27 protein-coding genes are annotated in these 23,858 nt (G+C 72.8%); 19 read left to right on the top strand and 8 right to left on the bottom strand.

The annotated features are described in order from the left end of the window. The first annotated feature begins 55 nt into the window (after positions 1-55). From DEJ06_RS07750 to DEJ06_RS07710, 9 genes are all read left to right on the top strand, one after another. Entirely contained in the window at positions 56-1,015 is a 960-nt protein-coding gene (locus DEJ06_RS07750) for an alpha/beta hydrolase (protein WP_111038938.1), read from the top strand. After that, the gene (locus DEJ06_RS07745; protein ID WP_181436783.1) at positions 1,008-1,499 is read left to right on the top strand and encodes a nuclear transport factor 2 family protein; all 492 of its coding nucleotides are present in this window, start codon (positions 1,008-1,010) and stop codon (positions 1,497-1,499) included. Before DEJ06_RS07750 ends, DEJ06_RS07745 begins: the two co-directional genes overlap by 8 nt. 53 nt (positions 1,500-1,552) lie before the next feature. Continuing rightward, positions 1,553-1,909, top strand: coding sequence for a nuclear transport factor 2 family protein (locus DEJ06_RS07740; RefSeq protein ID WP_258372441.1), 357 nt, complete (start codon positions 1,553-1,555; stop codon positions 1,907-1,909). Between the two features lie 94 nt (positions 1,910-2,003). Next, complete coding sequence (locus DEJ06_RS07735; RefSeq protein ID WP_111030391.1) at positions 2,004-2,519, top strand: MarR family winged helix-turn-helix transcriptional regulator; 516 nt, start codon at positions 2,004-2,006, stop codon at positions 2,517-2,519. 90 nt (positions 2,520-2,609) lie between these two features. Beyond that, positions 2,610-5,417 carry a LuxR family transcriptional regulator gene (locus DEJ06_RS07730; RefSeq protein ID WP_220036495.1) on the top strand — a complete coding sequence of 936 codons (2,808 nt, stop codon included), beginning with the start codon at positions 2,610-2,612 and terminating at the stop codon, positions 5,415-5,417. 129 nt (positions 5,418-5,546) lie between these two features. Continuing rightward, complete coding sequence (locus tag DEJ06_RS07725) at positions 5,547-6,239, top strand: hypothetical protein (RefSeq protein WP_111038936.1); 693 nt, start codon at positions 5,547-5,549, stop codon at positions 6,237-6,239. Beyond that, complete coding sequence (locus tag DEJ06_RS07720; RefSeq protein WP_111038935.1) at positions 6,236-6,970, top strand: ABC transporter ATP-binding protein; 735 nt, start codon at positions 6,236-6,238, stop codon at positions 6,968-6,970. Before DEJ06_RS07725 ends, DEJ06_RS07720 begins: the two co-directional genes overlap by 4 nt. 1 nt (position 6,971) lies before the next feature. Further along, on the top strand, positions 6,972-8,342 hold the full coding sequence (locus tag DEJ06_RS07715; RefSeq protein WP_111038934.1) for an FtsX-like permease family protein: 1,371 nt from the start codon (positions 6,972-6,974) through the stop codon (positions 8,340-8,342). 22 nt (positions 8,343-8,364) lie between these two features. Then, positions 8,365-9,507, top strand: a complete 1,143-nt coding sequence (locus DEJ06_RS07710) for a glycosyltransferase (RefSeq protein ID WP_111038933.1) — start codon at positions 8,365-8,367, stop codon at positions 9,505-9,507. A gap of 12 nt (positions 9,508-9,519) precedes the next feature. Here DEJ06_RS07710 and DEJ06_RS07705 read toward each other — a convergent pair whose 3' ends face one another. Beyond that, positions 9,520-10,119 (bottom strand): TetR/AcrR family transcriptional regulator, encoded by a 600-nt coding sequence (locus tag DEJ06_RS07705; protein WP_111030396.1) that lies wholly within the window; start codon positions 10,117-10,119, stop codon positions 9,520-9,522. A 24-nt stretch (positions 10,120-10,143) separates the two neighbouring features. Between DEJ06_RS07705 and DEJ06_RS07700 the strand changes: the two genes are divergently transcribed. The 4 genes from DEJ06_RS07700 (at position 10,144) to DEJ06_RS07685 (ending at position 12,256) form a co-directional block, all read left to right on the top strand. Further along, on the top strand, positions 10,144-11,199 hold the full coding sequence (locus DEJ06_RS07700; protein ID WP_146245814.1) for a hypothetical protein: 1,056 nt from the start codon (positions 10,144-10,146) through the stop codon (positions 11,197-11,199). 186 nt (positions 11,200-11,385) lie between these two features. After that, positions 11,386-11,622, top strand: coding sequence for a hypothetical protein (locus tag DEJ06_RS07695; protein ID WP_111038931.1), 237 nt, complete (start codon positions 11,386-11,388; stop codon positions 11,620-11,622). Positions 11,623-11,696: 74 nt separating this feature from the next. Next, positions 11,697-11,942, top strand: a complete 246-nt coding sequence (locus tag DEJ06_RS07690) for a hypothetical protein (protein ID WP_111024494.1) — start codon at positions 11,697-11,699, stop codon at positions 11,940-11,942. Between the two features lie 5 nt (positions 11,943-11,947). After that, positions 11,948-12,256: a hypothetical protein gene (locus tag DEJ06_RS07685; protein WP_111038930.1), complete on the top strand. Its 309-nt coding sequence runs from the start codon at positions 11,948-11,950 to the stop codon at positions 12,254-12,256. Here the strand turns inward: DEJ06_RS07685 and DEJ06_RS07680 are convergent. Together DEJ06_RS07680 and DEJ06_RS07675 are read right to left on the bottom strand one after the other, a co-directional pair. Next, positions 12,225-13,145, bottom strand: a complete 921-nt coding sequence (locus tag DEJ06_RS07680) for an NmrA family NAD(P)-binding protein (RefSeq protein ID WP_111038929.1) — start codon at positions 13,143-13,145, stop codon at positions 12,225-12,227. The genes DEJ06_RS07685 and DEJ06_RS07680 overlap by 32 nt on opposite strands. Beyond that, complete coding sequence (locus DEJ06_RS07675; RefSeq protein ID WP_111038928.1) at positions 13,142-13,735, bottom strand: MarR family winged helix-turn-helix transcriptional regulator; 594 nt, start codon at positions 13,733-13,735, stop codon at positions 13,142-13,144. Before DEJ06_RS07675 ends, DEJ06_RS07680 begins: the two co-directional genes overlap by 4 nt. A 93-nt stretch (positions 13,736-13,828) precedes the next feature. Here DEJ06_RS07675 and DEJ06_RS07670 point away from each other — a divergent pair, with 93 nt between their 5' ends. Then, positions 13,829-15,010, top strand: coding sequence for an epoxide hydrolase family protein (locus DEJ06_RS07670; RefSeq protein WP_111038927.1), 1,182 nt, complete (start codon positions 13,829-13,831; stop codon positions 15,008-15,010). Here the strand turns inward: DEJ06_RS07670 and DEJ06_RS07665 are convergent. The 4 genes from DEJ06_RS07665 to DEJ06_RS07650 are packed head-to-tail and all read right to left on the bottom strand — an operon-like array spanning position 14,916 to position 17,981. Beyond that, a complete protein-coding gene (locus DEJ06_RS07665) occupies positions 14,916-15,575 on the bottom strand; it encodes a signal peptidase I (protein WP_181436784.1) in 660 nt (219 codons plus the stop codon). The two genes, DEJ06_RS07670 and DEJ06_RS07665, sit on opposite strands and share 95 nt — an antisense overlap. Further along, positions 15,572-16,840, bottom strand: coding sequence for an RICIN domain-containing protein (locus DEJ06_RS07660; RefSeq protein WP_111038926.1), 1,269 nt, complete (start codon positions 16,838-16,840; stop codon positions 15,572-15,574). The genes DEJ06_RS07665 and DEJ06_RS07660 overlap by 4 nt, the downstream gene beginning before the upstream one ends. Next, positions 16,837-17,388, bottom strand: a complete 552-nt coding sequence (locus tag DEJ06_RS07655; protein ID WP_111038925.1) for a hypothetical protein — start codon at positions 17,386-17,388, stop codon at positions 16,837-16,839. Before DEJ06_RS07655 ends, DEJ06_RS07660 begins: the two co-directional genes overlap by 4 nt. Positions 17,389-17,411: 23 nt before the next feature. Beyond that, on the bottom strand, positions 17,412-17,981 hold the full coding sequence (locus tag DEJ06_RS07650) for an alternate-type signal peptide domain-containing protein (RefSeq protein WP_111033128.1): 570 nt from the start codon (positions 17,979-17,981) through the stop codon (positions 17,412-17,414). Between the two features lie 339 nt (positions 17,982-18,320). Here DEJ06_RS07650 and DEJ06_RS07645 point away from each other — a divergent pair, with 339 nt between their 5' ends. Genes DEJ06_RS07645 through DEJ06_RS07635 form a run of 3 tightly spaced genes read left to right on the top strand, consistent with a single transcriptional unit; the run spans position 18,321 to position 20,883 of the window. Beyond that, the gene (locus tag DEJ06_RS07645) at positions 18,321-18,968 is read left to right on the top strand and encodes a MerR family transcriptional regulator (protein ID WP_111038924.1); all 648 of its coding nucleotides are present in this window, start codon (positions 18,321-18,323) and stop codon (positions 18,966-18,968) included. After that, complete coding sequence (locus DEJ06_RS07640; RefSeq protein ID WP_111038923.1) at positions 18,965-19,927, top strand: NAD-dependent epimerase/dehydratase family protein; 963 nt, start codon at positions 18,965-18,967, stop codon at positions 19,925-19,927. Before DEJ06_RS07645 ends, DEJ06_RS07640 begins: the two co-directional genes overlap by 4 nt. Continuing rightward, positions 19,924-20,883 (top strand): hypothetical protein, encoded by a 960-nt coding sequence (locus DEJ06_RS07635; RefSeq protein WP_258372442.1) that lies wholly within the window; start codon positions 19,924-19,926, stop codon positions 20,881-20,883. Before DEJ06_RS07640 ends, DEJ06_RS07635 begins: the two co-directional genes overlap by 4 nt. 4 nt (positions 20,884-20,887) lie before the next feature. On the opposite strand, the gene DEJ06_RS07630 is transcribed toward DEJ06_RS07635, so the two are convergent. Further along, positions 20,888-21,454: a TetR/AcrR family transcriptional regulator gene (locus DEJ06_RS07630; RefSeq protein WP_111038922.1), complete on the bottom strand. Its 567-nt coding sequence runs from the start codon at positions 21,452-21,454 to the stop codon at positions 20,888-20,890. Between the two features lie 78 nt (positions 21,455-21,532). Between DEJ06_RS07630 and DEJ06_RS07625 the strand changes: the two genes are divergently transcribed. Together DEJ06_RS07625 and DEJ06_RS07620 are read left to right on the top strand one after the other, a co-directional pair. Beyond that, positions 21,533-22,468: a ketopantoate reductase family protein gene (locus DEJ06_RS07625; RefSeq protein ID WP_111038921.1), complete on the top strand. Its 936-nt coding sequence runs from the start codon at positions 21,533-21,535 to the stop codon at positions 22,466-22,468. 116 nt (positions 22,469-22,584) lie between these two features. Next, positions 22,585-23,757, top strand: a complete 1,173-nt coding sequence (locus tag DEJ06_RS07620) for an ROK family transcriptional regulator (protein ID WP_071404279.1) — start codon at positions 22,585-22,587, stop codon at positions 23,755-23,757. The last annotated feature ends 101 nt before the right edge of the window (positions 23,758-23,858 follow it).

Genomic DNA, 23,858 nt, shown 5'->3' with positions numbered 1-23,858 from the left:
CAGCGTGGAGCACGCCACGCACCATCCGTCACCAGCGATCCACGAGGAGCCCACCATGACCGGAAACCCGAAGCACATCGCCCTGGAGCCCGCCGCCCAGGAGTTCGTCGACACGACGTCGAACCCGCCGTTCCTGAACGACCTGCCGCCCGCCGAGGGACGCAAGGCGGTCGACTCCGTGCAGGACTCCCCCATCTTCAAGCCCGAGGTCGACGAGGAGTGGCTGGAGATCGAGGGCGGTCCCACCGGCACCGTGAAGATCCGCCTGGTCAAGCCGGCCGGCACCACCGCGAACCTGCCCGTGGTCCTGTACGTGCACGGTGCCGGCTGGGTCTTCGGCGACGCCCACACCCACGACCGCCTGGTGCGCGACCTCGCCATCGGGTCGAACGCCGCCGTCGTGTTCCCGGAGTACGACCGCTCCCCCGAGGTCGGCCACCCGGTCGCGCTCGAGCAGTCCTACGCCGCAGCCCGGTGGGTCGTCAAGGAGGGCGGCGAGAAGGGGTTGGACGCCTCGCGCTTCGCGGTCTCGGGCGACTCGGTGGGCGGCAACATGGCGATCGCCCTGGCGCTCCTCGCCGCCGAGCGCGGGGACGTCGAGTTCGTGAAGCTCGTCGCCTTCTACCCGGTGACGAACGCCGCGTTCGACACCGGCTCGTACGGGGAGTTCGCCGAGGGCTACTTCCTCACCCGCGCCGGCATGCAGTGGTACTGGGACCAGTACACGACCGACGAGGCCGTGCGCGCCCTGCCCACGGTGTCGCCGCTCCGCGCACCGCTCGAGGTGCTCGCGACCCTGCCGGAGACCCTCGTCATCACCGGTGAGGCCGACGTGCTCCGCGACGAGGGCGAGGCCTTCGCGGCACGCCTGCGCGAAGCCGGCGTCAAGGCGACGAACGCCCGCTTCGGCGGCATCGTCCACGACTTCGTGATGGTGAACGCGTTGCACGACACCGAGGCCGCGAAGCACGCGCTGATGCTCGCCACCGCGTCGCTCCGTGCCGCCCTTGCCTGAGCAGGAGCGTGCCCGCGCGGGCACCCCGGAGACGCTCGAGACGCTCGTCGCGCGCGAGGAGATCCGGACGCTGCTGGCGACCTACGCCCGCGGAGCCGACCGACGCGACGCCGTGCTCGAGGCGTCCGTGTTCACCGAGGACGGGGTCGTCGCGCTGTACGAGGGCGACCCCTCCTCGCACGAGCCGGTCGACACGATCCACGGTCGGGAGCACCTGGCCGAGACGTTCGCCGGACTGATCGCCCGGTACGAGGTGACGACGTACCTCAACGGTCAGTCCGTGATCCGGTTCACGGGACCCGACACCGCCGACGGCGAGACGTACTGCGTCGCGTTCCACGTCCTGCACGACGGCGGCGAGCGGGTGCTCCTGACGATGGCCATCCGCTACCTCGACCGGTTCGTCCGGGTCGAGGGCGCGTGGGCGATCGCCCACCGGGACCTCGTTTTCGACTGGACCGACCGGTCCCCGTCGCACACGTGACTGAGACCGCCACCGCACACCGACACCGACCACCGACCACCGACGGAGACACCATGTCGCAACCGCTCGAATCGCTCATGCACGCCAACCTGTTCGAGGTGTTCGGGGAACGCGACCCGGACCGCCGCCGCGCCGCCATGGAGCGGACCTACGCCCCCGACGTCGAGTTCCTGGACCCCGACGAGGTCGTCACCGGCCACGACGCCCTGCACACCAAGGCGCAGCGCCTGCTCGACGAGGCCCCCGGGTTCGTGTTCTCGCCGGCCGGCCCGGTCTACGAGAACCACGGGATGGGGTACCTCGCCTGGCACTTCGGACCGGAGGGAGCGCCGCCCGTCGTGTCCGGGATGGACATCTGCTTCGTCGAGGGTGACCGCATCGCGAAGATCTACACGCTGCTGACCAGCTGAACCCACCCGCAGACGCCCGACCCGCCGCAGCGCCAGGCACCCTGCGATGATGGTCGGGCGTCTGGACGGCGGGCGAGGCAGGAGGACACGGGCGATGTCGATGCAGCACGAGGTGCCCCCGGAGTCCCCGTACGCCTACATGAGCGCCGAGCAGGTGCGGACCTGGTACGCGTACATGAAGCTCCAGCTGCGCCTGCGGTACGAGATGAACCGGCAGTTGCGCGCCGACAGCGACATCTCGCTCGCCGACTACGACGTCCTCGTCGCCCTCACGAGCGAGCCGGGCGGCGAGATGACGATGTCGGCCCTGGCGACCCGCATCGGGTGGGAGCGCAGCCGTGCCTCGCACCACGCGAAACGCATGGCCGAACGCGGGTTCCTCGAACTCCGTCGGAGCGAGCACGACCGGCGCACCACCGCCGTCGCCCTGACCGACACGGGCTGGCGGACGCTCCGCGAAGCCACGCCGCGCCACACCGAACTCGTCAAGGACATGTTTTTCAGCGACCTGCGCGAGGACGAGCTGGCGGGCTTCGCCGACGTGCTCGAGCGCGTGTACGAGTCAGTGCTCGAGCACGGCACCCTGCCCCGACCGGCCGACCACCCCTAGCTCCGCTTGCCCTCACGCACCAGCGCGACGTAACTTAGGTGAAAGATCACCTAAACGAGCGAAGGGCAGCGTGTGGACACCGAACGAGCCGTGTCACCGCCACTCCCCGACCGTGCACTGTTCGGCCGCGCGGACGAACTCGCGGCCCTCACGCGCCTGCTCGACGACGCCGCGACGGTGACTGCGGACGCGGCAGCCGAGGACGAAGCGGCGGAGCGCGGCGCCGCGGTCCTGGTCGAGGGCGAGGCGGGCATCGGCAAGACGACCCTGCTCGCCGCCGTCGAGCGGCACGCGCGGCGGACCGGCTTCCGCGTCCTGACCTGCACCGGCATCCAGGGGGCGATCAGCGTGGGCTTCGACGGCCTGCACGAACTGCTCCACCCGCTGCTGCCCTTCGCATCCGCCCTGCCGCCGCGCCAGCGCACCGCACTGCTCACGGCCCTCGCGGTCGAGGACGGCCCGAGTCCGGACCGCCTGCTGGTGAGCACCGCGACGCTCGGACTGCTCGAGGAGGCCGCGTCGCACCGCCCGGTGTTCGTCCGCGCCGAGGACCTGCAGTGGCTCGACCGGTCCACCACCGAGGTGCTCGACTTCGTGGGGCGCCGGCTCACGCACGCCGCGGTCGTCGTCATCGCGGCGGCCCGGACCGGACACGCCCCGAATGCCGCGCCCCCGTGCAGCTTCACGCGGTTCGAGCTCGGACCGCTCGCCGACGCCGCCGCCGAGGCCCTGCTCGACGCCCACGCCGGCACCCTGTCCACCTCGGTCCGCCGACGGGTGCTGGCCGAGGCCGGCGGCAACCCACTCGCCCTGCACGAACTGCCCGTCACCTGGACCACGGGCGGCCCGGCCACCATCGCATCCCGGCTCCCCACCACGCGGCGGCTCGAGCAGGCGTTCCTCGAGCAGGTCGCCGCCGTCCCGTCCGGCAGCCGCTCGTTCCTGCTGCTCGCCGCGGCGGCCGACGACGCCGGCCTGCAGGACGTCATGGCGGCGGCCCGCACGATGGACCTCGGGGTCGACGACCTCGAGCCGCTCGAGGAACTCGGGCTCCTCCGCACCGACCTCGTCTCCCTGCGCTTCCGACACCCGCTCCTGCGCTCGGCGGTGATCGGCAACGCCTCGGCCGCCGCACGGTCCGCGGCGCACCGGGCACTCGCGTCGGTGGTCACCGACGGCATGCGCGCCGCCTGGCACCGGGCTTCGGCGACGTTCGAGCGGGACGAGTCCATCGCCGCCGACCTCGAGACCGCCGCCGACCGCGCGGCACAACGGGGTGCCCGCCCCGAGGCGGTCCGGGCCTACGAGCGTGCGGCCACCCTGTCGCAGGGGGTCACCGGTCGGGCACGTCGGCTGGGCCGGGCTGCCGAGACCGCACGGGCCGCCGGCATGACGGCCGAGGCGATCGAGCTCCTGGAGCAGGTCGACTCCCTCGCCGCCGACCCCGAGACGGTCACCGAGACCGCCGTCACGCAGACGGTGCTGAGCCTGACCACGGGTGCTGCCGGTCGACCACGCATCGAACTCCGCCGGATCCGGCCCGTGCTCGCCGGCCCGGAGCACGCGGACCGGCTCGTGCGGGTGCTCTGGGCGGCGGCCCTCAACGCCCGCGGCCGCAACCTGCCGCGATCGGAGTGGAAGGACATCGAGGCGGCCCTGCTCGCGACACGCTCGGCGAGCCCGCTGAAGTCGGTGGCCCTCGCCGTGCTGGCGCCACTCGGCTCCGCCCACCACCTGCGCACCGAACTCGCACACCTGGTGCCGCAGCTCACCGAGCAGCCGCTCGCGATGGCGTCCCTCGCGATCGCCGCCGAGTCCCAGCAGGACCTCGAGACCGCGCTGACGTGCTGGGAGCTTGCGTACGAGCGTGCACACCAGCTCGGCGCCGTCGCCGACGAGACCCAGGCGCTCCGCGGCCGGGCGACGGTGCTCATGCTGCGCGGGCGGGTGCGGGACGGTCTGGCCGACGCCGAGTACGCCGTCCGCATCGCCCGCGACGTCCAGCTCCCGCTCATCGCCGGGATGGCCTACGCCACGCTCGCCCGGGGCCACGCCCTGCTCGGCGACTACGAGGCCGCGCTGGCCGCCCTGCGCGAGGGCTCGGAGTTCGCGCACGGCGGGCGGCTCGCCCTGGCCAGCGCCGACGCGCGGTGGGCAGCGGGACTGGTCGCCCTCGGTCAGCGGCGCCACCGGGACGCCCAGATCGAGTTCACGCACATGACCGTCCACGCGACCCGGTCCCTGTGGGCGATCGCCGACCGCGCCGAGGCCGCGGTCCGGGGCGGTCGACCCGATTCGGTCGTCGAGAACCTCGCCGAGGCCGAGGCGGTCGCCCGTACCACCGGGTCCGCGCACCTGACCGCCCTCGTCGTGCGGAGCCGGGCCCTGCTCGCCGAGGGCACGGACTCGACGGGAACCGACACCGACGGCGCGGGCGGCGCGGACCCGGAGTCCCTCTACGCCCGCGCGATCGAGGCCGGCCGCCTCGCGGACTCCCCGGTCGAACTGGCGAGGACCCAGCTGCTGTTCGGCGAGTGGCTCCGCCGCGAGCGTCGGGTGGTCGAGGCTCGGCTGCACCTCCGCGAGGCGCTCCACGCGTTCGACGCCGCCGGCACCGCGGGCTTCGCCGCCCGCGCCGCGGCGGAACTCCGCGCAGCCGGCGAGGCCCCGGAACGGGCCGACAGCACGACGGCGCCGACACGCGAACGGCTCACACCCCAGGAGCTGCAGATCGCGCGGCTCGCCGCCGCCGGCATGACGAACCGCGAGATCGCGGACCGCATCTACCTGTCGCACCGCACCGTCAGCACCCACCTGTACAAGGTGTTCCCCAAGCTCGGCGTGACGAGTCGCACCGAGCTGGCGGCCGCGCTGGCGGCGTCCGGTCCGACGGACTGACGCACCGGGCGACGACCTGGAGGCACGGGTTACGTCACGCAACGGATGCACCGTGGGCGGACCAGCTGCGAGCCTCGTGGCGGCGACCCGGCATCGGGTCGCGACCACGACGACCACCGGGAGGCGCCCATGCCGGAAGGCTCCGCCGACGACACCGCCGACCACGCGGCTGCGCGGCTGCCGGACGCGCCGAGCGCGTTCTTCACGGCCCTCGTGACCGAGCACTTCGTGCTCCAGACCGCGCGCGGCATCACCGTCTCGGAGTCGTCGACCCGGGCAGCGATCTACCTGACGACACTGTCGAGCGCCCTGGTGGCGTTCGGGTTCCTGGCCGACACCGACTTCGCCACGGGCTACCTCGCCGTGGTGATCCCGGTCGTCGTGCTGCTCGGGGTCTTCACCTACGAGCGACTCGTCCAGACCTCGCTGGAGGACGTGGTCGCCCTCGCCGCGATGCAGCGGATCCGCCGCTGGTACGGCACGATCCTGCCCGGCGCCCCGCGGTACTTCCCGGTGCCCGAGGACCGGATCGCGCCGAACGAGCTGCTCGACATCGGGCTCCGGCGGTCCTGGCGCGGGGTGTTCTTCACGCTGTCGAGCGCGATCGCGGTCGTGAACTGCATCGTCGCCGGTGCCGGGGCGGCACTGCTGACCGCGAGCACGTGGGCGCCGTCCGGGTCCCTGGCCGCCGGGGTGGTCACGGCCGTCCTGCTCGCCGCTGTGCACGGGATCTACCAGGAGCGTCGGTACGCGCGGGTCCTCGGCATCCTGCGGTCCGACATCCGAGAACGACGACGAGAACGAGACGGACTGACACCATGACCGAACCCCTCCTGCAGGCACACGACCTGACGAAGTCGTTCCCCGGGCCGGAACAGTCGAGGGTCCCGGTGCTCCGGGGTGTCTCACTGTCCGTGCTGCCGGGCGAGTTCGTCGCCGTCGTCGGCCCCAGCGGCTCCGGCAAGTCGACGCTGCTGTACTGCCTGTCCGCCCTCGAGCCCTACGACAGCGGATCGGTGTCGATCGCCGGGCAACGCCTCGAGACCCTCCGACCGAAGCAGCTGCAGGGACTCCGGCGTTCGACGGTCGGCTTCGTGTTCCAGTCCTTCAACCTCATCCCGTCGCTGACCGCGCGGCAGAACATCGCGCTGCCCGCCAGCCTCGCCCACCGGCCGGTCTCAGCAGCCCAGGTCGACGCCGCGCTCGCCTCGGTCGGACTCGCCGACCGCGGGGACCACCGACCGGGTGCGCTGTCCGGCGGGCAGCAGCAGCGGGTCGCGATCGCCCGGGTCCTGGCGTCCGAACCGCACGTCGTGTTCGCCGACGAGCCGACCGGCGCCCTCGACACCACCGCCGGTGACGCGGTCCTCGACCTGCTGCGCCGGGTGGCCGACGGTGACCGGTCAGTGGTGATGGTCACGCACGACCTCGAAGCGGCTGCGCGTGCCGACCGTGTGCTCGTCCTGCGCGACGGGGCCGTGCACCGCGAGCTGGCGCACCCGGACGCCGCCGAGGTCCTCGAAGCCCTGACCGCCGCCGCGCAGGAGGCCTGACGTGCTCCGACTCGTCCTGAGCGACCTGCGGCAGAACGCCGGCATCTGGATCGGCGCACTCGTCGTCAGCGCTGCCACCGCGGCGGCTGCCGCCATCGCGGCCGGGATGCTCGAGACCGGCTTCGCGATCATCGGGTCAGGCGGACCGACGGGCCTGCTCCGGGCCGGCGGCCTCACCACGCTCGCGTCGCTCGTCGTCGTGCTGACGATCGTCGCCGTCACCGCGGTCCTCGGCAGCGTCACCCGCCTGACGATCGACCTGCAGCGGCGGGGCTACGCGCTCTGGCAGCTGGTGGGGGTGCCGTCCCGCACGGTGACGGCGGTCGTCCGGCTGCAGCTCGCCGTCGTGGCGCTGGTCGGCAGCACGATCGGCTGCCTCGTCGTGGCGCCGTTCGTGCCGGCGTTCCTGCACTTCGGCTTGTCGGAGTCCGACGGGCTCCGGGACCTCGACGAACGGTTCGGTCCGACGAGCGTCGTCTCGGTCGTGCTCGCCGTGACGGTCGTGGTCGTCCTGAGCAGTCTCCGGCCGTCGCGCCGAGCCGGTCTCGTCCGCCCGATCGAGGTCCTGCGGGAGCCCGAGTCCGTCCGCACCCGGACGACCTGGACCCGCTGGGCCGCGAGTGCCGTCGCACTGCTGCTCGCCGGGCTCCTGACCGGTTCGATCGTCGACGCCGGCGTCCGGACCGGAGGGCAGGTGCTGCTGATCGGGCCGCTCGTGACGGCGGCCTGCACCGCGATCGGCCCCGTGGTGTTCCTGGCCACCCTCCGGGCCTGGACCGCGGTGGTGCCCGCGCACCGATCGGCATCGTGGTTCCTCGCACGCAACGCCGCCGCGTTCTCCGTCGACCGGAGCAGCGCCACGGTGAGCGCGCTCGTCATCACGATCGCCCTGCCCGGCAGCCTCTTCGCCGGCTTCGACACCCTGGGTGACGCCGTGCAACGGACCACGGGGTCGTCGTCGGGTGGTGGACTCGACGTGCAGAGCGTCCTGCTCATGCTCGGCGGGCCGCTGCTCGTGTCGCTCTTCGGCGCGGCCGCCACCGTCCTGATAGCCGGACGCACCCGCGAGCAGGAGGCCGCGCTGGTCGAGGCCGCCGGCGGGTCCCGCGCCACCGTGCTCGCCCGCGCAGCGTGGGAGTCCGTCATCCTCGTCGGCACCGCGGTCCTCGTCGCCGCCGTCGTCCTCGTGCTGACCGCCTGCGGACAAGCCGTCGCGCTCGCGGTCACCGTCCCCGGCACGCAGCCCCACCTGGGCCTGCAGGCCGCCCTGCCGGCCGCCCTCGTGAGCCTCGTGCTCATGGTGGCCGCCGGCACGTTCCCCCTCGTCACCGGACGCCGACACAGCATCCCGCTCGTCCTCGCCGCCGACTGACCCCGAACCAGGAAGACCCCTCTTGCGCATCCTCTTCTCCGGCGTCCCCGCACTCGGACACCTCCTGCCCCTCGTCCCGCTCGCCCGTGCCGCACAGGCGGCCGGCCACGACGCCGCCCTGCTCACCAGTGGTGGGATGCGCGAGCCCCTGGCGACCGAACTGCCCACGGTGCCGGTCCTGGCGGCCGGACCCATGCCTCCCGACCTGTTCTCCGAAGTGGCCCGCCGCATCCCCGGCAGCGACCCCGCGAACCGGCCCGAACCCGCGGCCGTCGCCGAGTTCTTCGCCGGCACCCGCGTCGACCTGACCGCCGACGACGCCGTGCGCGCAGCGCGCGGGTGGGCGCCCGACGTGGTCGTCGCGGACGCCGTCGACCTGGTCGGGCCGCTCGTCGCCGCGGAACTCGGCGTGCCGTACGCGATCGTCGCCTTCGGCCCCGAGGTCCCCGAGGAGTTCCGCCGCCCGATGGCCGAGCTCGTCCTCCCCCGCTACGCCGAGCGAGGAGTGGTGCCGACCCCGCCCATCGCCCTGCTCGACCCGACGCCGGTGTCGCTGCAGGCACCCGGGTGGACGCAGCCGCCCGTCACGATCCCGTTCCGCTCCGAACCGCACAGCCGACCGGACGCCGCCGCCGCCGCCGAGCAGCCGCTTGCACCGGTCTCGGCGCGCGGAGGACGACCGCGGGTGCTCGTCACCCTCGGCACGGTCTTCGGCGACGCCGCGCTGCTGACGGCGATCCTCGACGGGTTCCAGCCCGACGAGGCCGACCTGGTGGCGACCGTCGGGGTCATCGGCGAGCGCCTCGACGACAGCGAGCACGTGCACTTCGTGCCGTTCCGCCCGATGCGCGAGCTGCTCGAGGGCGTGGACCTGGTCGTCGCAGCGGCCGGCGCCGGCACGGTGCTCGCCGCGGCCAGCGTGGGCGTGCCGATGGTGCTGCTCCCGCAGGGCGCGGACCAGTTCATCAACGCCGCCCGTGCCGCCGAGGCCGGTGTCGCGGTCGTGGTCGACGAGCCGTCGGCGGTCGGTCCTGCGGTGCACCGGATGCTCGCGGAGCGCAGTCACTTCGCCGCGGCACGGCGACTGGGTGACGAGACCGCGCAGCGCCCGAGTGCGACGGACGCCGTCAGGGAGCTCGTCGAACGGGTCGAGCGCGTCGCCTGACGACGACGCTCGTCAGCGGTCGGTCGGCCCGGGTCCTGTGGGGTCCGGGCCGAACACCGTCTGGGTGAACCGCTGCGCGAGCGGGTCGTCCTGGTCCCCGAGCCGGATGCCGAGCAGCGTGTTGATGAGCATCCCCTTGGCCAGGAACGACTCCGCCGCGGACTCCGACAGCCCGGCCTCCTCGACCAGGAAGTGCAGGATCCGGGTGAAGCCGTCTCGGGCGACCGGTCCGACGACGGGGTCGGCACCGAGCATGTACGACTGCATCACGATGAGGTGCACGCCGTCCTCGGTCGCGAGCGCACGGTACGCAGCGCCGAGGCGGGACGCGACGGTGCCCGGCTGCCCGTCGTCGAGTGCCGCCCGGAACGCGTCGAGCACGGCTTCGAGGCACCCGTCGACGACGGCGAGGAACAGGTTCTCCTTCGAGCCGAACATCCGGACGACGTACGGCTGGCTGATGCCCGCGGCCTGGGCGATGCGCTCCGTGGTCGCGCCGTGGTACCCCTGCCGGGCGAACACGGCGGCCGCCGCGGTCAGGGTGGCCTCGCGCCGCTGGCTGCCGGCCATGCGCTCCGCACCCTTCGGGACCGGACCCCTTGCTGTCTCCATGCCGCGAGGGTATCATCCGATTCCATGAGTAATGAATCGATTACTAACAACACTGCGAAGCCCGCCGGCTTCCCCCCGGTCCGCCGGGTCCTGCCCGTCCTCGTCACCCAGATCCTGGTCGCGATGACCGTCGCCGGAGCGTTCGGCGGCCTGTACATCGGCCTGCAGAAGGCCCCGACACCCCACCACCTGCCCATCGCCGTCGTCGGCACCCAGGTGGCCGACGCGGCGGGCGAGGCGCTCGGCGACCGCGCCGACGTGCGCACCGCCGGTTCCCCCTCCGACGCACGCGACCTCGTCCGGTCCCGCGACGCGGTCGCAGCCCTCGTCCCCGGCAGCGACGGTTGGTCCCTGTACACGGCAGGCGCCGAGGGACGGAGCGCGACGACCGCCGCGACCACGATGCTCTCCGGGGTCGCGGCCGGCGCCGGTGCCTCCGTCACCAGCACACAGGACGTCGTCCCGCTCGCGACGAACGATGCCCAGGGCATCGCTGGGTTCTACCTGGTCTTCGGCACGACCCTGGCGGCGTTCATCCTGGCGCAGGTCATGAACTCACTCGGCGCCCTCGCGCGCCTCCGCACCCGGATCGCCGTCACGGTGGTCGGGAGCATCGCCGCGGCAGCCGTGGTCGCCGTCATCGCCGGGCCGATCGACGGCGCCGTCCCCGCAGCGACGGGCGCCGTGATCGTGGTGCTCTCGCTCCTCGCCGTCGCCGTCTCACTGTCCACGATGGCGATCACCTCGATCGTCGGACCGATGGGCGTGATCGCCTCGACGCTCCTCTTCACAACCCTCGGCAACGCGACGAGCGGTGCGACGATCAGCACCCACCTGTTGCCACCCGTGCTCGCCACCGTCGGACAGGCCCTCCCGCCGGGTGCCGCGTTCGGCGCCGTCACGGGGTTCAGCTACTTCGACGGGGCTGGCGCGACGGGCGCGCTCCTCACGTTGGGTGCGTGGATCGTCGCCGCAGCCGTGTCCCTGTCGGTGGCGCACGGGGTGCGGACCGGCGCCGCACGGCGACGGGACGTCGCGGCGATCGTCGGACCGGTGCCGCCGGCCGCCGTCGTGGCGTGAGCGATGCGGTCACCGTGAGCGGCTGACGGACGGGAGGCCCGGTGCCAGCTGGCACCGGGCCTCCCGTCCGCCTGTCCGCCTGTTGGCACGACTGAGTCGTTGCCGGATCGAGACACCGGTCCGGCCCGGCGTGCGGCATGGTTGAGCCACCGATGGCAGGCAGGACGGAGCACGGTGGAACGAGTGGTGGGGTGGGCCACGGTCGCGGTGGTCGTCACCGTGACGGTGTCGATGTTGCTGCTGGTCCAGACGACCACGTGTCTCGACGCCGTCCCCGGAGCGGGCACGAGCTCCTGCACGACCACGCCGATGATCGGTGTCGCCGGCACGTGGGTCGCGGCTGTCACCGGCGCCGTCGTGCTCGCGGTCTGCGTCTGGCAGATCGTCCGGGCGGCCCGAGCCGGCCGCGTGCCGATCGACTGATGCCGCTCCGGGAATGTGCGGCCGAACGGCCGTGCGAGGATTCGTCAACCGCACTCTCGAGGGGAACAACCGCCATGACCACAGCCCGCACACTCCACTGGGTCAGCACCGTGCTCCTCGCCGTGGGGTTCCTCGGCGTCGGGGCGCTGATGTACGACGCGTCCTACGGCCCGGAGGGCGGCGGCGCGAACATCGGCCTGGGCCTCGCCCTCATCCCGTGCCTCGGATCAGGCGTCGTCGGGCTCGCACTGGGAGCCGCAGCCTTGGTCGCCACGTGGTGGGGCACCCGGGCCGAGCGCTCGCGGACTGCGGTCCGGTGACACAGATGTCCGCCCCGTCCGCTGCGCGTCCCTGGACACTGATCGCCGTCGCGGTACTGGTGGGCTGGGCGGTCGTGACGGCACTGCTGTTCCCGGTCACTGGGATGGACGAGCACGAGGGGCCCGGCGACCAGGTGTGGCGGACCTCGTCGAGCACGCTCGGCGTGCCGCTCTCACCAGAGTGGGACGTCCTCGTCTGGCTCGCCGCGCTCGCGCTGGTGCCGGTCGTCGTCGTCGGTCTCGCGTTCCTGCTCCGTCGCCGACGACCGCACACCGCGCCCGTCAGTCCGTCGCCGGGTGGCCCTGTCCACTGAGGTGTGCGCGGAGCACGTCACGGACGCTCGTCCACGACTGCACGCCGTAGCGGTCGTTGTCGACGTGGTGCAGCTGCGCCTGCCCGCTGAACATGCTCACGAAGTACTGCATCCCCTGCCACGCCGGGAACGTCTCGTCGGGGTCCTTCGACAGGCGCCTGCCGACGGCGCTCATCGCGGACAGGGTCCCGGTCGTGCCGGCCCACTGCAGCCGGAAGCGCTCCCCCGTCAGCTCGCTCATGGTGCGTGCGACGTCGCGTGCGGTGACCTGGTCGCCCGCCATCTCGATCACCCGCGGAGCATCGTCGTCCAGGGCAGCGAGGGCCGTGACCCTGGCGACGTCGTCCTTCGTGGTGAAGTCGAGCACCTGGTCCGCCGACGACCAGAACAGCACGAGCCGACGGCCGGACAGGATCATCGGGGCCTCGCCGGTCAGCAGGTCGGTGAACATGCCGGTCAGGATCGAGGTCGCCTGCACCGGGGCCGCGTCGAGGTCGGCGGCGAACTCGCGCCGCAGCTCGAAGTTGCGGTTGGTGCCGGGTGCGATCCGCCGGTAGTCGGCCGAGTAGTCGGATGGGATGAACCGCCGGACGCCCGCCGCCACGGTCGCCGCGAGCAGCGCGCGCTGGGCGTCGACGATCACCGGGCGGGTCCCGCTCACGGCGGAGACCACGACGTCGGCCCCGCTCACGGCCCGGGTCAGGGCGTCGTGGTCGCCGTACTCGGCGGCGACGACGTCGACACGGGCGTCGTCGCCGAAGCGTTCTGCGGCGGTCCTGCTGCCGGGCCGGGTGAGGACCCGGACCCGCACGTCGTGCTGGGTGAGCTCGCGGACGATGCGGTGCCCGAGGTCGCCGGTGGCGCCGGCGACGAGGATGGTGGTGGTCATGGGCGGGGCCTCACTGCAGTGGTGGTCGACGTGGTCGTCGCGGTGCGCCGTCGGGATCGCTCCGGGACGGCGAGGGGGTGTTGGAACGTGGGGTCCGCCTGGTCCGGTCCGGCGGTGCCGAGCCCGGCGGTGAGCGCGACGCGGGCCAGCAGCCGGCGCAGTGTCGTCTGTTCGTCGTCGTCGAGGTGCCGCATGAGCACGCCCTCGGCGCCGCGCAGGGCGGACCGCGTCCGGGCGAGCAGGGTACGGCCGGCGTCGGTGGGGTGGACCTGCCGCACCCGCCGGTCCGTCGGGGCAGGGCGGCGTTCGACGAACCCGCCCGCCTCGAGCGCGTCGACGATGTAGGTCATCTGGGTCTTGTCGATCCCGAGGCGCTGCGCGAGCCCGAGTTGCGACGACGGCTCCTCGGTCGTGGTCGCGACGAGCACCTGGTAGCCACGGGGACCTCCCGGCACGTCGGCGACCGCCTCGCTGCCCAAACGCGTGAAGCCCTGGAGCGCCAGCGGCAGCGCCCACCCGAGTTCGGATTCGATCCCTTCGGCACCCCAGTCGATCTCGGGGAGTGCGTCGGTCGGCGTCGGACTGTCCATACCGGAGACCGTACCGGAACAAGATCGTCTTGTGCAAAGATCATCTGCGATCAAGACGGACAGCCGCCCTGACGCAGAGCACCCGAGGACCTCATGTCGAACACCGCAGCCATCACCCCGTTCACCCTCGACATCCCCCAGGCGGAGCTCGACGACCTGCGCCGCCGTCTGCTGGCCACCCGCTGGCCCGATGCTGAGACCGTCGGGGATACCTCGCAGGGACCCCGACTCGAGAAGGTCCGCGCCCTCGTCGAACACTGGACGACGGAGTACGACTGGCGCCGGACCGAGGCGCTGCTGAACGGCTGGGGCCAGTACACGACCCACATCGACGGGCTCGAGGTCCACTTCCTGCACGTCCGGTCCGCCGTCCCCGGCGCCCGCCCGCTCCTGCTCACCCACGGCTGGCCCGGTTCCGTCCTGGAGTTCCGCCACGCGATCGGTCCGCTCACCGACCCGGTGGCGCACGGCGGCGACGCGGCGGACGCGTTCCACGTCGTGATCCCGAGCCTGCCCGGGTTCGGCTTCTCCGGGAAGCCGACGACGACCGGGTGGAACACCGCCCGGACCGCGAGGGCCTGGTCGGTGCTGATGTCCCGGCTCGGGTACACGGACTGGTTCGCCCAGGGCGGCGACCTCGGCGCCACCGTCACCGCGGAGCTCGCGGCACTGCACGCCGCCGGGGACATCGGACTCGCCGGGATCCACCTCAACATGGCCCTGTTCATGCCGACCGACGACGAAGCCCGGAACGCCTCCCCCGACGAGCGGGTGATGCTGCAGGAAAGCGGCCACTACTGGCGGGAGCTGTCGGCCTACTCGCAGCAGATGTCAACCCGCCCGCAGACCATCGGGTACTCGTTGGCGGACTCCCCCGTCGGGCTGGCGTCGTGGATCTACGCGATGTTCCAGGACGTCGGCGGCTCCCACGACGAACACGGCGATGCCGAACGGCTCTTCCCGCTCGACGAGATCATCGACGACGTCATGCTGTACTGGCTGCCGAACACCGCTGCGTCCGCGGCGCGCCTCTACTGGGAGGCGACGCGGACCGGCTGGGCCACCCCGGGCACCGTCGAGGAACCGCTGACCCTGCCCGTCGGCCTGAGCATCATGCCGGGCGAGTACGTCCGCCGGTCGCGCCGCTGGGCAGCGCGCCGGTACACGGACCTGGTGTTCTTCAACGAGGTCGCGCGCGGCGGGCACTTCGCGATGCTCGAACAGCCGGAGCTGCTCGTCGACGACGTCCGTGCGACGTTCCGCGGGCTCCGGTGACGGCGACCGAGCGGATCACCAGCAGCAGGGCGTACCCGATCATCCCGCCGCCCAGCGTCGGCACGAGCCAGGCCCGCGTGTCGCCCGCGACGGCGGTGTTCACGAACCCCAGGCCGGGGATCGAGTACCAGACACGGCCCATGACCTGCGCGGCGACGACCCGTTCGGGATCGACAGCGGAGTTGTTGTCGCCCTTGAACGTGAACAGGCGGCGACCATCGGCCCCGATCGCGACGGCGACCACCCGGTGCGAGATCACGCCGGGCCGATCGACCCGGATCTGGTAGGTGACGATGTCGCCGACACCGATGTCCGAAGGGTCCACCGGGCGGACGACCGCCAGGGTGCCCGGTGGCATCCCCGGTTCCATCGAGCTCGTCAGCACGGTGAGCGGCACCGAACCGGTGATCCGCGGCACCAGGATCGCCAGCGCCGCGAGCCCGACCACGACGATCAGGAGCAGGACCGCGGCCGTCTGGCCCAGCAGCCGGAGGGCGCCCGACCAGCGGGCACCCAGCGGCTGCGGCTGCGGCTGCGGCTCCGACTGCGGCACTGCGGTCGTCACGACGTGGCCCGGAGGGAGAACAGCTGGAGCCCGGACGTGCTGCAGTCGGCGACCGTCATCGGGTTGGTGGCGGCGGACCCGCTCGACGCCGTCAGGCAGAGGTCGTTCCGGTTGCGGAACCGGAAGAGCCCACTGCCCGCGCCGACCGCTTCGGCCGTCCACTTCTGGGCACTGATGTCGTTGTCGGGACGGAGCAGGGCGGAGCGGTCACTCGGGGCGTCCCAGTACAGCGACGGGTTCGACGGAGACGTGATCCGGAGCCAGTCGTCCTCGGGCGTGAAGCGCCAGGTCTGCGTCGCGCTGGTCGTGCAGGACGTCGTGGTGATCGGCGAGCCGGACGCCGACCCACCACTCGCGACGCACGTGCCGGTGGCGTCGTTCCGCAGGACGTACCGGCTCGTCGACGTGTACCAGCCGGTGGCGTGCTGGATGCCGGGAGACGACGGCGACGCGTGGCCGCCCGTCCCGCTGGCGACCGCTCGCACCGTGTACGCGTAGTACTTCGAGACCTGCAGACCGGTGTCGGTGAAGGACCGGACGGACGCCGACGTCACGCTGACCAGGACGCCGTCCCGGTACACGGCGTAGGACCCGATGCCGCTGGTGTCCGCGGGCGCTGCCCAGGTGACGGTGATGCTGCTGTCGGTCTCGGCGGTCTTCGACGGCACCGACGGGGTGACGGTGTCGGCGATGCTCTGCGCCGCGCGGGCGTGCGCGGTGCCGACCCAGGATCCCTGGCGGGCGGTGACGGTCGCATCGAGGGTGGTCGCGCCTCCGGAGAGGTCGAAACGTTGACCCTGGCTGACCGACGTCCGCACACAGGTCGAACGGCTCGCGCCGGCGGCGAGGGTCGCGACCACGGGGGCGATCGTCGTGCCCGAACCGGTGATCGCGGCACTCGAGGGAGCACCGGAGCAGGGGTTGGCGTTCGTGGACTGCCAGACGTCGACCCGGACGGCGCTCGACACCGCGGACCCGGCGGTCGCCGCGAGCGAGAGCGAGGTGGTCGCGGGGACGGATCCCGAGTTCGACACCGTGACGAGCGCCGTGTGGGACAGCGCGGCCGAGGAGTACGTGGTGGCGAGGTCCTCGACGCCGCGGATGCCGACCGAGACGGAGCCGGTCGTCGCTGCGGCCCGGACGGACTGCGCGGGGGCGGTCCACGTCGCCCACGCCGACCCGCCGCTCACGAGTTCGAGCGCGACGACCGCGGCGGCCGTCGCTCCGAGCAGGAGCACGCGTCGACGTGGAGTGCGGTCGGTCATGATCCTGCCTGCGTCCCGCTGATGGTCGTGGTGAAGTCGGTGGCGAGGCCCTGCTGCGAGGCGGCTGCGTCGGCCGGCATCGCGACGGCGAGACAGAGGACGACGGCGGCGCCCGGGGGCAGCGCGATGCCCGCGGACCGCGGCGAGGTCGAGTCGAGCGTGCCGGACCACGTGGGGCGCACGCTGCCGGCTCGGCACACGGCCGCCGACGTCGCAGCGCCGACGGTCACCCGCAGGTCACTGCGGACGCCGGAGGTCGACGTCGTCGTTCCGGCTCGCGCCATCGCGACGCCGAGGTCGAGGGGGACGTCGCCGGTGTTCGTCGCGGTGACCACGCCGAACTCGGTGGCACCGGGGTAGAGGGGTGCGGACGGCAGCGCGAGACTGCTCAGCGACAGGTCCGCGGACCCGGCGGTGATCGTCGCGGGCTCGGTCGAGGACCGGGCGCTGAGGAGTGCGAACGTGCCACCGTCGGTGGAGATGGCGACGACCGCCACGATCCCCACCGCGGCGACGGCGAGCAACGTCGCCGTCGGCCAGCCGGTCATCGCGCCCCCTCGGCGCCGGCGGCTCACGCCTGGGTCAGGGTCACGGCGATGGCGTCGAGGTCGACCGACCCGTTCTGCGTGCCGTCCTCGACACCGGGGGTGGTGCTCTTCGGGAAGGCGATGGTCACGCCGACGCGGACGTCCTGCTGCGAGCCGGTCTGCCCGGTCACCGTGTACGGCGCAGCGGCACCGGAGACCCCGTCACCGGACGCGGTGAGCACCGCGTTCGCCGACAGGTACTTCGCCAGTGCGACGTCCGCCGGGGCCGACGTCGAGGTTGCCTCGACCGAGGCCGGATCCACGGCCAAGGTGGCCTTCAGACCCTTGCCGTTCGCGGTGACGACCATGTCCTGCGAGTAGGTGACGACGTCGCCCGGCACGATCGGGTAGCCGTCCAGCGTCGAGAGCGGCGACCCGCCGTTGACGGTCCAGCTCGCCGCCTGCGTGGTCGGCTTGATCGAGAGCGCGCCGGCGACGATGGTGCCCCCGGCGGTCTCGGCGCTGGAGTTCCAGAGCGCGAACGTGCCGGCGCCTCCGAGCAGGAGGGCGACGCCCGCTGCGCCGATGATCGAGGCGGTGATGATCTTCTTCATGGTGTGCTCTCTGCGACGTCGAACGTCGGATCTGCGTCGACCACGTGCGGGCGGACAGCTCGATGAGCTGCTGGCAGCCAGGCCCCGGGGAAGGGCGCGGCGCATCGACCGGAGAACGTGGTGCTCGACCTGCTGGGAGCGGCAAGTGCAGGAGACGAAGCCCTGCGAGCAGGGACCCGCCGACGGCCGGTCGTGCTGCTTCGCTGAGTATGACATGACAATGCCCCGCGTGCCGATCTGCGCGGAGGCACAGGCGGACTGGCAGGTTGACACACCCTCACCTGCCCACTCGGAGGCGAGAGCCTTGTGGACACAAGTAGATACCGCTACTCTCCGATAGTGCGAATATCTGAACTTGCCCGAGCGGCCTCCACGCCGGTCACCGCCGTCAAGTACTACCAACGCGAAGGCCTACTGCCTCCCGGTGAGAAGTCGGCTCCGAACCAGACCGCCTACGACGACCGGCACGTCGAACGGGTCCGGCTCGTCCGGGCACTCCTGGAGACCGGCGGGCTCTCGGTCGCCGTGACGAAGCAGGTCCTGGCCGTGCTCGATGCCGAGGCCGCACCGCTGGCCGAGGTCTTCGCCGTCGCCCAGTACGCGATGACCACCCCGCGCTCCCCCGAGCCCGAGGCGACCCCGGAGGCCCGTACCCGGATCGAGGAACGGGTGTCGGCCGCCGGCTGGTGCGCGACATCGGACAACCCGGGACTCGAGACCGCGGCCCGGGCGCTCGACGGGCTGCGCACCATCGGGTTCGACGCTCCGGACGACTACCTCGACGCCTACGTGTCGGCAGCGGCGAGCGCGGCACGTGCTGACGTCGCCGCGCTGCAGGACCGCGACGGCCGGACCGCGATGGCGGAGTTGATGGTGATCGGCACCGTCCTCGGCGATCCGCTCTTCGCAGGACTCCGGCGCCTGGCGCAGCAGGATGCCACCCACGACCTGTTCCCCGTCGCCGAGGCGGACGAGGCCGGCGCATGACCGCTCCGCTGCACGTCGTCCTGGGCGGCAACGGTGTCATCGGGCGCGAGACGCTCCGAGCCCTCCGCGAGCAGGACGTCACCGCCGTGTCCGTCGGCCGGCGTCCGTCGACACCAGCAACGGCAGGCAACAACGAGAGCGAGAGCGCCAACGCCCGCACCGACCACGTCATCGCCGACCTGCTCGACCCCACCGCCGTCCGCGGCGCACTGCACGGTGCCGACGTCGCGTACCTCGTCGCCGGCCTGCCGTACTCGTCGGGGGTCTGGGCCGACCAGTGGCCGCGGATCGTCGACAACACCGTCGAGGCAGCCCTGGCCGAGGGCACCCACCTGGTGTACCTCGACAACGTCTACGCCTACGGCCGCGTCACCGGACCGATGACCGAGGAAACACCGGTCACCCCCTCCGGCCGGAAGGGTGCGGTGCGCGCGGCCGCCCTCGAGCAGCTGCGGACCGCGGCCGACCGCGGACTGGCCGTCACCATCGGGCGGAGCGCCGACTTCACCGGCCCCGGGGCGACGACGAGCGTGTTCAACGGGTTCGTCGTCGACCGGATCGCCGCCGGCAAGCGGCCGACCTGGCTGCTCGACGCCGACCAGCTGCACTCCCTCACCGCCACGACCGACATCGGCGACGCGCTCGTGGTCCTCGGCACCGACGACCGTGCGACGGGCCGGACCTGGCACCTGCCGACCGCCCCGGCGCTGACCGGGCGGCAGTACGTCGAGCTCGCCGGGGTACCCGCCGCTCGCACGGGCGTGATGTCGTCGGCCACGCTGCGCTTCGGTGCGCTGTTCAACACGTCCGCCCGCGAGACGCTCGAGCTGCGGTACCAGTACACGGCCCCCTACGTCTTCGACTCGTCGGCGTTCGAGCAGACCTTCGGCGTGCACCCGACCCCCACCGCCGACGTCGTGGCCGCCGCCCTGCTGCACGCCCGGAGCGTGAACCGGTGATCGCCGCCGTCCGCCGAGCGGCCGCGTGGCACCCGGCACTCATGGCCGTCGCCGGCCTGATGGTCGTGTCCACCGCGGTCTGCCTCGTCGGACTCGTCGTGGATCCCCGGACCATCCTCGGAGCACCGGCGTGGATGAAGCCCCTGAAGTTCTCGCTGTCGATCCTGCTCTACGCCGTCACGTGGGCGTGGCTCATCGCCCACCTGCCGAAGTGGCGGACACTGGCTCGCCGACTCGGCACCGTGGTCGCCGCCGCCCTGGTGGTGGAACAGGTGCTCATCGTGTGGGCCGCCGCGACCGGTACGACGAGTCACTTCAACGTGTCGAACAGCGTGCACGTGGTGGTGTGGGCGGTGATGGCGGTGGCGATCACGACGCTCTACCTCTGCACCTTCGTCACCTCGATCGCACTGTTCTTCCTGCGCCTGCCCACCCCGGCACTGACGGTCGCCGTCCGCGCCGGTGCCGTCATCGCGCTCCTCGGCATCGGGGTCGCGTTCCTGATGACCGGCCCGACCCCCACCCAGCTCACCGCCCCGGACGGGATCGTCGGCGCCCACACGGTGGGGATCGCGGACGGCGGACCCGGATTGCCGCTGCTCGGGTGGAGCTCCGTCGGCGGTGACTACCGGGTCGCCCACTTCGTCGGCATGCACGCCCTGCAGGTGCTCCCGCTGGTGGCGCTCCTGGTCGCCGCCGCGGGTCGGCGCCTGCCGTGGCTGGCGGACCCGACCACGCAGGTGCGGATCGTGGTCGTCGTCGCGGTCGCGTGGGCGGCGGGCACCGTGCTCCTCACCGTGCAGGCCGCGGTCGGACAGTCGGTGGTCCACCCCGCCGGCGCGGTGGGCGCGGTGGCGTGGTCACTCGTCGTGCTCGCCGCAACTGCGAGCGCGGCCGTGCTGCTCCGTGCCCGCCTGCTCCGTGCCCGCACCGCTCCGGCGGCGCGACTGCACTGACGGATCAGCGGACCCGGAGCCCTCGGGAGATCAGGTCGGCGGCAGCACGGGCTTCCGTCGCCCACCCGGGGCGATCGATCCCGGCCCCGATGCCGTGCAGCAGCATGAGCACCGTCCCGGGGGCGACGTCGGACCGGATGGTCCCGTCGGTGGCAGCGCGCGCCATCAGCTCGGCGAGCGTCCGCTCCAGGTCTCCCCCGCCCTCGGCCTGCGTGGTGGCGTCGACGACGGCGGCGAGGGTGCGCGCGAGCCCCGCGTGGTCGACCACGTACTCCACGAACCCGTGCAGGAAGTCGTCGAGGCTCTCGGCCGCGGGTCGCGTCGAGTCACGAGCACGGCGGCAGAGGACGTCGACCTCACCCCGGTAGACCGCAGCCGCCAGCGCTTCGCGTGTCGGGAAGTGTCGGTAGAGGGTGCCGACGCCGACTCCCGCGCGTCCGGCGAAGTCGTCGAATCGCAGCTGCTCGTCACGCTCGAACGCCGTCCGGGCAGCGGCGATGATCGCGTCGCGGTTCCGACGGGCATCGGCTCGCATCGGCTTCTCGGCAGGCATGGGTTCCTCGACCGGCACGGGCGCTCCTTGACAAGTGGAAACAATCTCCATATCTTCCAAGTGGAGATCGTCTCCAGACTAGCGGACAGGTGCCTGATGCGGATCCTCATGCTCGGCCGGGGCGTCATCGCCACGATCTACGGCCAGGCCTTCCAGCACTCCGGGCACCAGGTCGACCACCTGGTGCGGCCCGGGCGCGCTGCCGAGTACGGCGACAGCGTGCAGACCGACGTCATCGACGGCCGCCGCGGACCCCTGGGCCGGCGGACCCGATCGACGTCGCCGACGAGACTGGTCGAGTCGATCGACACGGACGACGCGTGCGACCTCGTCGTCCTCAGCGTCGGCCACCACCGACTGCAGGAGGCCGTGGCCACCCTGGCACCCCACATCGGCGACGCCACGGTGCTGGTCCTCGGCAACGTGTGGGACGAACCCCTCGCCGCGGTCGCACCGCTCGCCGCGGACCGGGTGCTGTTCGGGTTCCCGGGAGCCGGCGGCGGGTTCGACGCCGACGGGGTCCTGCACGGCGCCGTCCTCCGTTCGGTGCGGCTCGGGACGACCGACACGGCTCCGGACCGGCGGGAGCTGGTGCGGTCGGTGTTCCAGCGGGCGGGGTTCACCGTGCAGGACGAGGACGACATCCGCGGATGGCTGTGGCTGCACTTCGTGCTCGACGCCGGCATGTTCGCACAGGCCCTGCAGAGCGGTGGCCTGGCGACGATGGTCGGGGATCGGCAGGCGCTCCGCGAGGCGTTCGTGACCGGCCGTGAGCTCCTCCCGGTCCTGGAGGCACGGGGCGTCGACCTCTCCCGACACCGCTCCACGACCCTGCCCGTCCGACGCCCGGGGGTGACGGCCGCCGTGGTGGCGGCGGCCACGGCGCTCGTCCCGATCGCGCGGGCGAGCCTCGCCGCGCACGACGACCCGACCGCCGCCGAACACCTGGCGGTCCTCGAGGACGTCCGGCGCACCGCCGCCACCCTGGGCATCCCGACCCCACGCCTCGACCGGACGGCGCGACGCGTCTGACGACCGGTGCGGGCCGTGGACGCGACCACCCACGGACTGGAGGCACGGTGCCAGCTGGCACCGTGCCTCCAGTCCGTCACGGCGAGCGTTCCGGACCCGCCCGTTACGCTGTCCCCGTGTCAGAGCCGCGCCGCAGTCCGGGGAACCAAGCTTCACTGCGTGAAGCCAACCGGGGCCGGGTCGTCAGCGCGGTGAAGCGGCACGGCGGGCTGACGCAGGTCGAGCTCGCCGGGGTGACCGGGCTCTCCCCCGCAACCGTCTCGAACATCGTCAAGGAACTCGTCGCGACCGGCGCCCTGCACGCGACGCCGAGCACCTCGAGCGGCCGTCGGGCGCTCCGCGTGACCCTGCCGCACGGCCTCGGGCTGGTCGCCGGGGTGCACGTCTCGCCGCGGCACCTGCGGCTCGCACTGTCGGACCTGAACGGCGCCGTCCTGGCCGAGCGGCACATGCCCCTGGCGCGGGACCACCGCGCGGACGCCGAGCTCGACAAGACCGCGCTGCTCGTGCTGGACATGGTGGAGTCCATCGAGTCGTCGATGGACGAGGTGCTCGCCGTCGGCTTGGCCGTGGCCGCCCCGATCGACGCCCGCACCGGGATGACGGCGCGCGGCGGGATCCTGCGGGGTTGGGACGGCGTCGCGCTCGGCCAGTCGCTCGCCCGGCGGATGGACAAGCCCGTGCAGGTCGACAACTCGGCCAACCTCGCCGCCCTTGCGGAACACCGGAGCGGGGCGGCACGCGGCCGCGACACCGTGGTGACGCTCGACGTCGGCAACGGCATCGGTGCCGGACTCGTGCTCGGCGGGCACCTGTTCCGTGGGCACCACGGCATCGCCGGTGAGTTCGGGCACACCCCCGTCCTGCCGAACGGGCCCCTGTGCCGGTGCGGGAACCGCGGGTGCCTCGAGGCGATCGCCGGCGCACCCGCCGTGCTCGAGGGCGTCCGCGACGAGGTCGGCACCCTGAAGCTGGCGGACCTGATCCTGCGCGCGATGGGCGGCGACCAGGTCTGCATGCGTGCCGTGGCCGACGCCGGGCGGGCGATCGGTTCGGCGGCGGTGGGGCTCTGCAACGTCCTCGACCCGGAGCGGGTGGTGGTCACCGGCGAGTTCGCACGGGCCGGGGAACTCCTGCTCGGCCCGATGCGGCAGGCCCTCGAGTCGTCGCTGATCGTCGACGTGGACGGCACGCCGGACGTGGTGCAGGGGCAGCTCGGCGAGAAGGCCTCGGTGACCGGCGCGCTGGCCCTGGCGATCGAAGCCGTGGACGTGACGCGCGCACGCTGAGCGAAGGCGCTCCGTGCCGGGGCGCGCGCGCCCTCCGGCCGTGCCGCCCCGCGCCCTCCGGATAACGTTTTCGTCACGGCGCGCGGTCCTTGCGTTCAACT

The sequence above is a fragment of the Curtobacterium sp. MCLR17_051 genome (genome assembly GCF_003234395.1).
GTDB classification, from domain to species: Bacteria; Actinomycetota; Actinomycetes; order Actinomycetales; family Microbacteriaceae; genus Curtobacterium; species Curtobacterium flaccumfaciens.
Note: the sequence above shows the minus strand (reverse complement) of the source record. Positions and strands in the feature narration are given on the sequence as shown.

What these genes read in the sequence shown, in the direction of transcription:
- DEJ06_RS07750 (WP_111038938.1), top strand. Translation starts at nt 56, where the DNA reads ATGACCGGAAACCCGAAGCACATCGCCCTGGAGCCCGCCGCCCAGGAG.
- DEJ06_RS07740 (WP_258372441.1), top strand. Translation starts at nt 1,553, where the DNA reads ATGTCGCAACCGCTCGAATCGCTCATGCACGCCAACCTGTTCGAGGTG.
- DEJ06_RS07735 (WP_111030391.1), top strand. Translation starts at nt 2,004, where the DNA reads ATGTCGATGCAGCACGAGGTGCCCCCGGAGTCCCCGTACGCCTACATG.
- DEJ06_RS07725 (WP_111038936.1), top strand. Translation starts at nt 5,547, where the DNA reads ATGCCGGAAGGCTCCGCCGACGACACCGCCGACCACGCGGCTGCGCGG.
- DEJ06_RS07720 (WP_111038935.1), top strand. Translation starts at nt 6,236, where the DNA reads ATGACCGAACCCCTCCTGCAGGCACACGACCTGACGAAGTCGTTCCCC.
- DEJ06_RS07705 (WP_111030396.1), bottom strand. Translation starts at nt 10,119, where the DNA reads ATGGAGACAGCAAGGGGTCCGGTCCCGAAGGGTGCGGAGCGCATGGCC.
- DEJ06_RS07700 (WP_146245814.1), top strand. Translation starts at nt 10,144, where the DNA reads ATGAGTAATGAATCGATTACTAACAACACTGCGAAGCCCGCCGGCTTC.
- DEJ06_RS07690 (WP_111024494.1), top strand. Translation starts at nt 11,697, where the DNA reads ATGACCACAGCCCGCACACTCCACTGGGTCAGCACCGTGCTCCTCGCC.
- DEJ06_RS07685 (WP_111038930.1), top strand. Translation starts at nt 11,948, where the DNA reads ATGTCCGCCCCGTCCGCTGCGCGTCCCTGGACACTGATCGCCGTCGCG.
- DEJ06_RS07680 (WP_111038929.1), bottom strand. Translation starts at nt 13,145, where the DNA reads ATGACCACCACCATCCTCGTCGCCGGCGCCACCGGCGACCTCGGGCAC.
- DEJ06_RS07675 (WP_111038928.1), bottom strand. Translation starts at nt 13,735, where the DNA reads ATGGACAGTCCGACGCCGACCGACGCACTCCCCGAGATCGACTGGGGT.
- DEJ06_RS07670 (WP_111038927.1), top strand. Translation starts at nt 13,829, where the DNA reads ATGTCGAACACCGCAGCCATCACCCCGTTCACCCTCGACATCCCCCAG.
- DEJ06_RS07660 (WP_111038926.1), bottom strand. Translation starts at nt 16,840, where the DNA reads ATGACCGACCGCACTCCACGTCGACGCGTGCTCCTGCTCGGAGCGACG.
- DEJ06_RS07655 (WP_111038925.1), bottom strand. Translation starts at nt 17,388, where the DNA reads ATGACCGGCTGGCCGACGGCGACGTTGCTCGCCGTCGCCGCGGTGGGG.
- DEJ06_RS07650 (WP_111033128.1), bottom strand. Translation starts at nt 17,981, where the DNA reads ATGAAGAAGATCATCACCGCCTCGATCATCGGCGCAGCGGGCGTCGCC.
- DEJ06_RS07640 (WP_111038923.1), top strand. Translation starts at nt 18,965, where the DNA reads ATGACCGCTCCGCTGCACGTCGTCCTGGGCGGCAACGGTGTCATCGGG.
- DEJ06_RS07625 (WP_111038921.1), top strand. Translation starts at nt 21,533, where the DNA reads ATGCGGATCCTCATGCTCGGCCGGGGCGTCATCGCCACGATCTACGGC.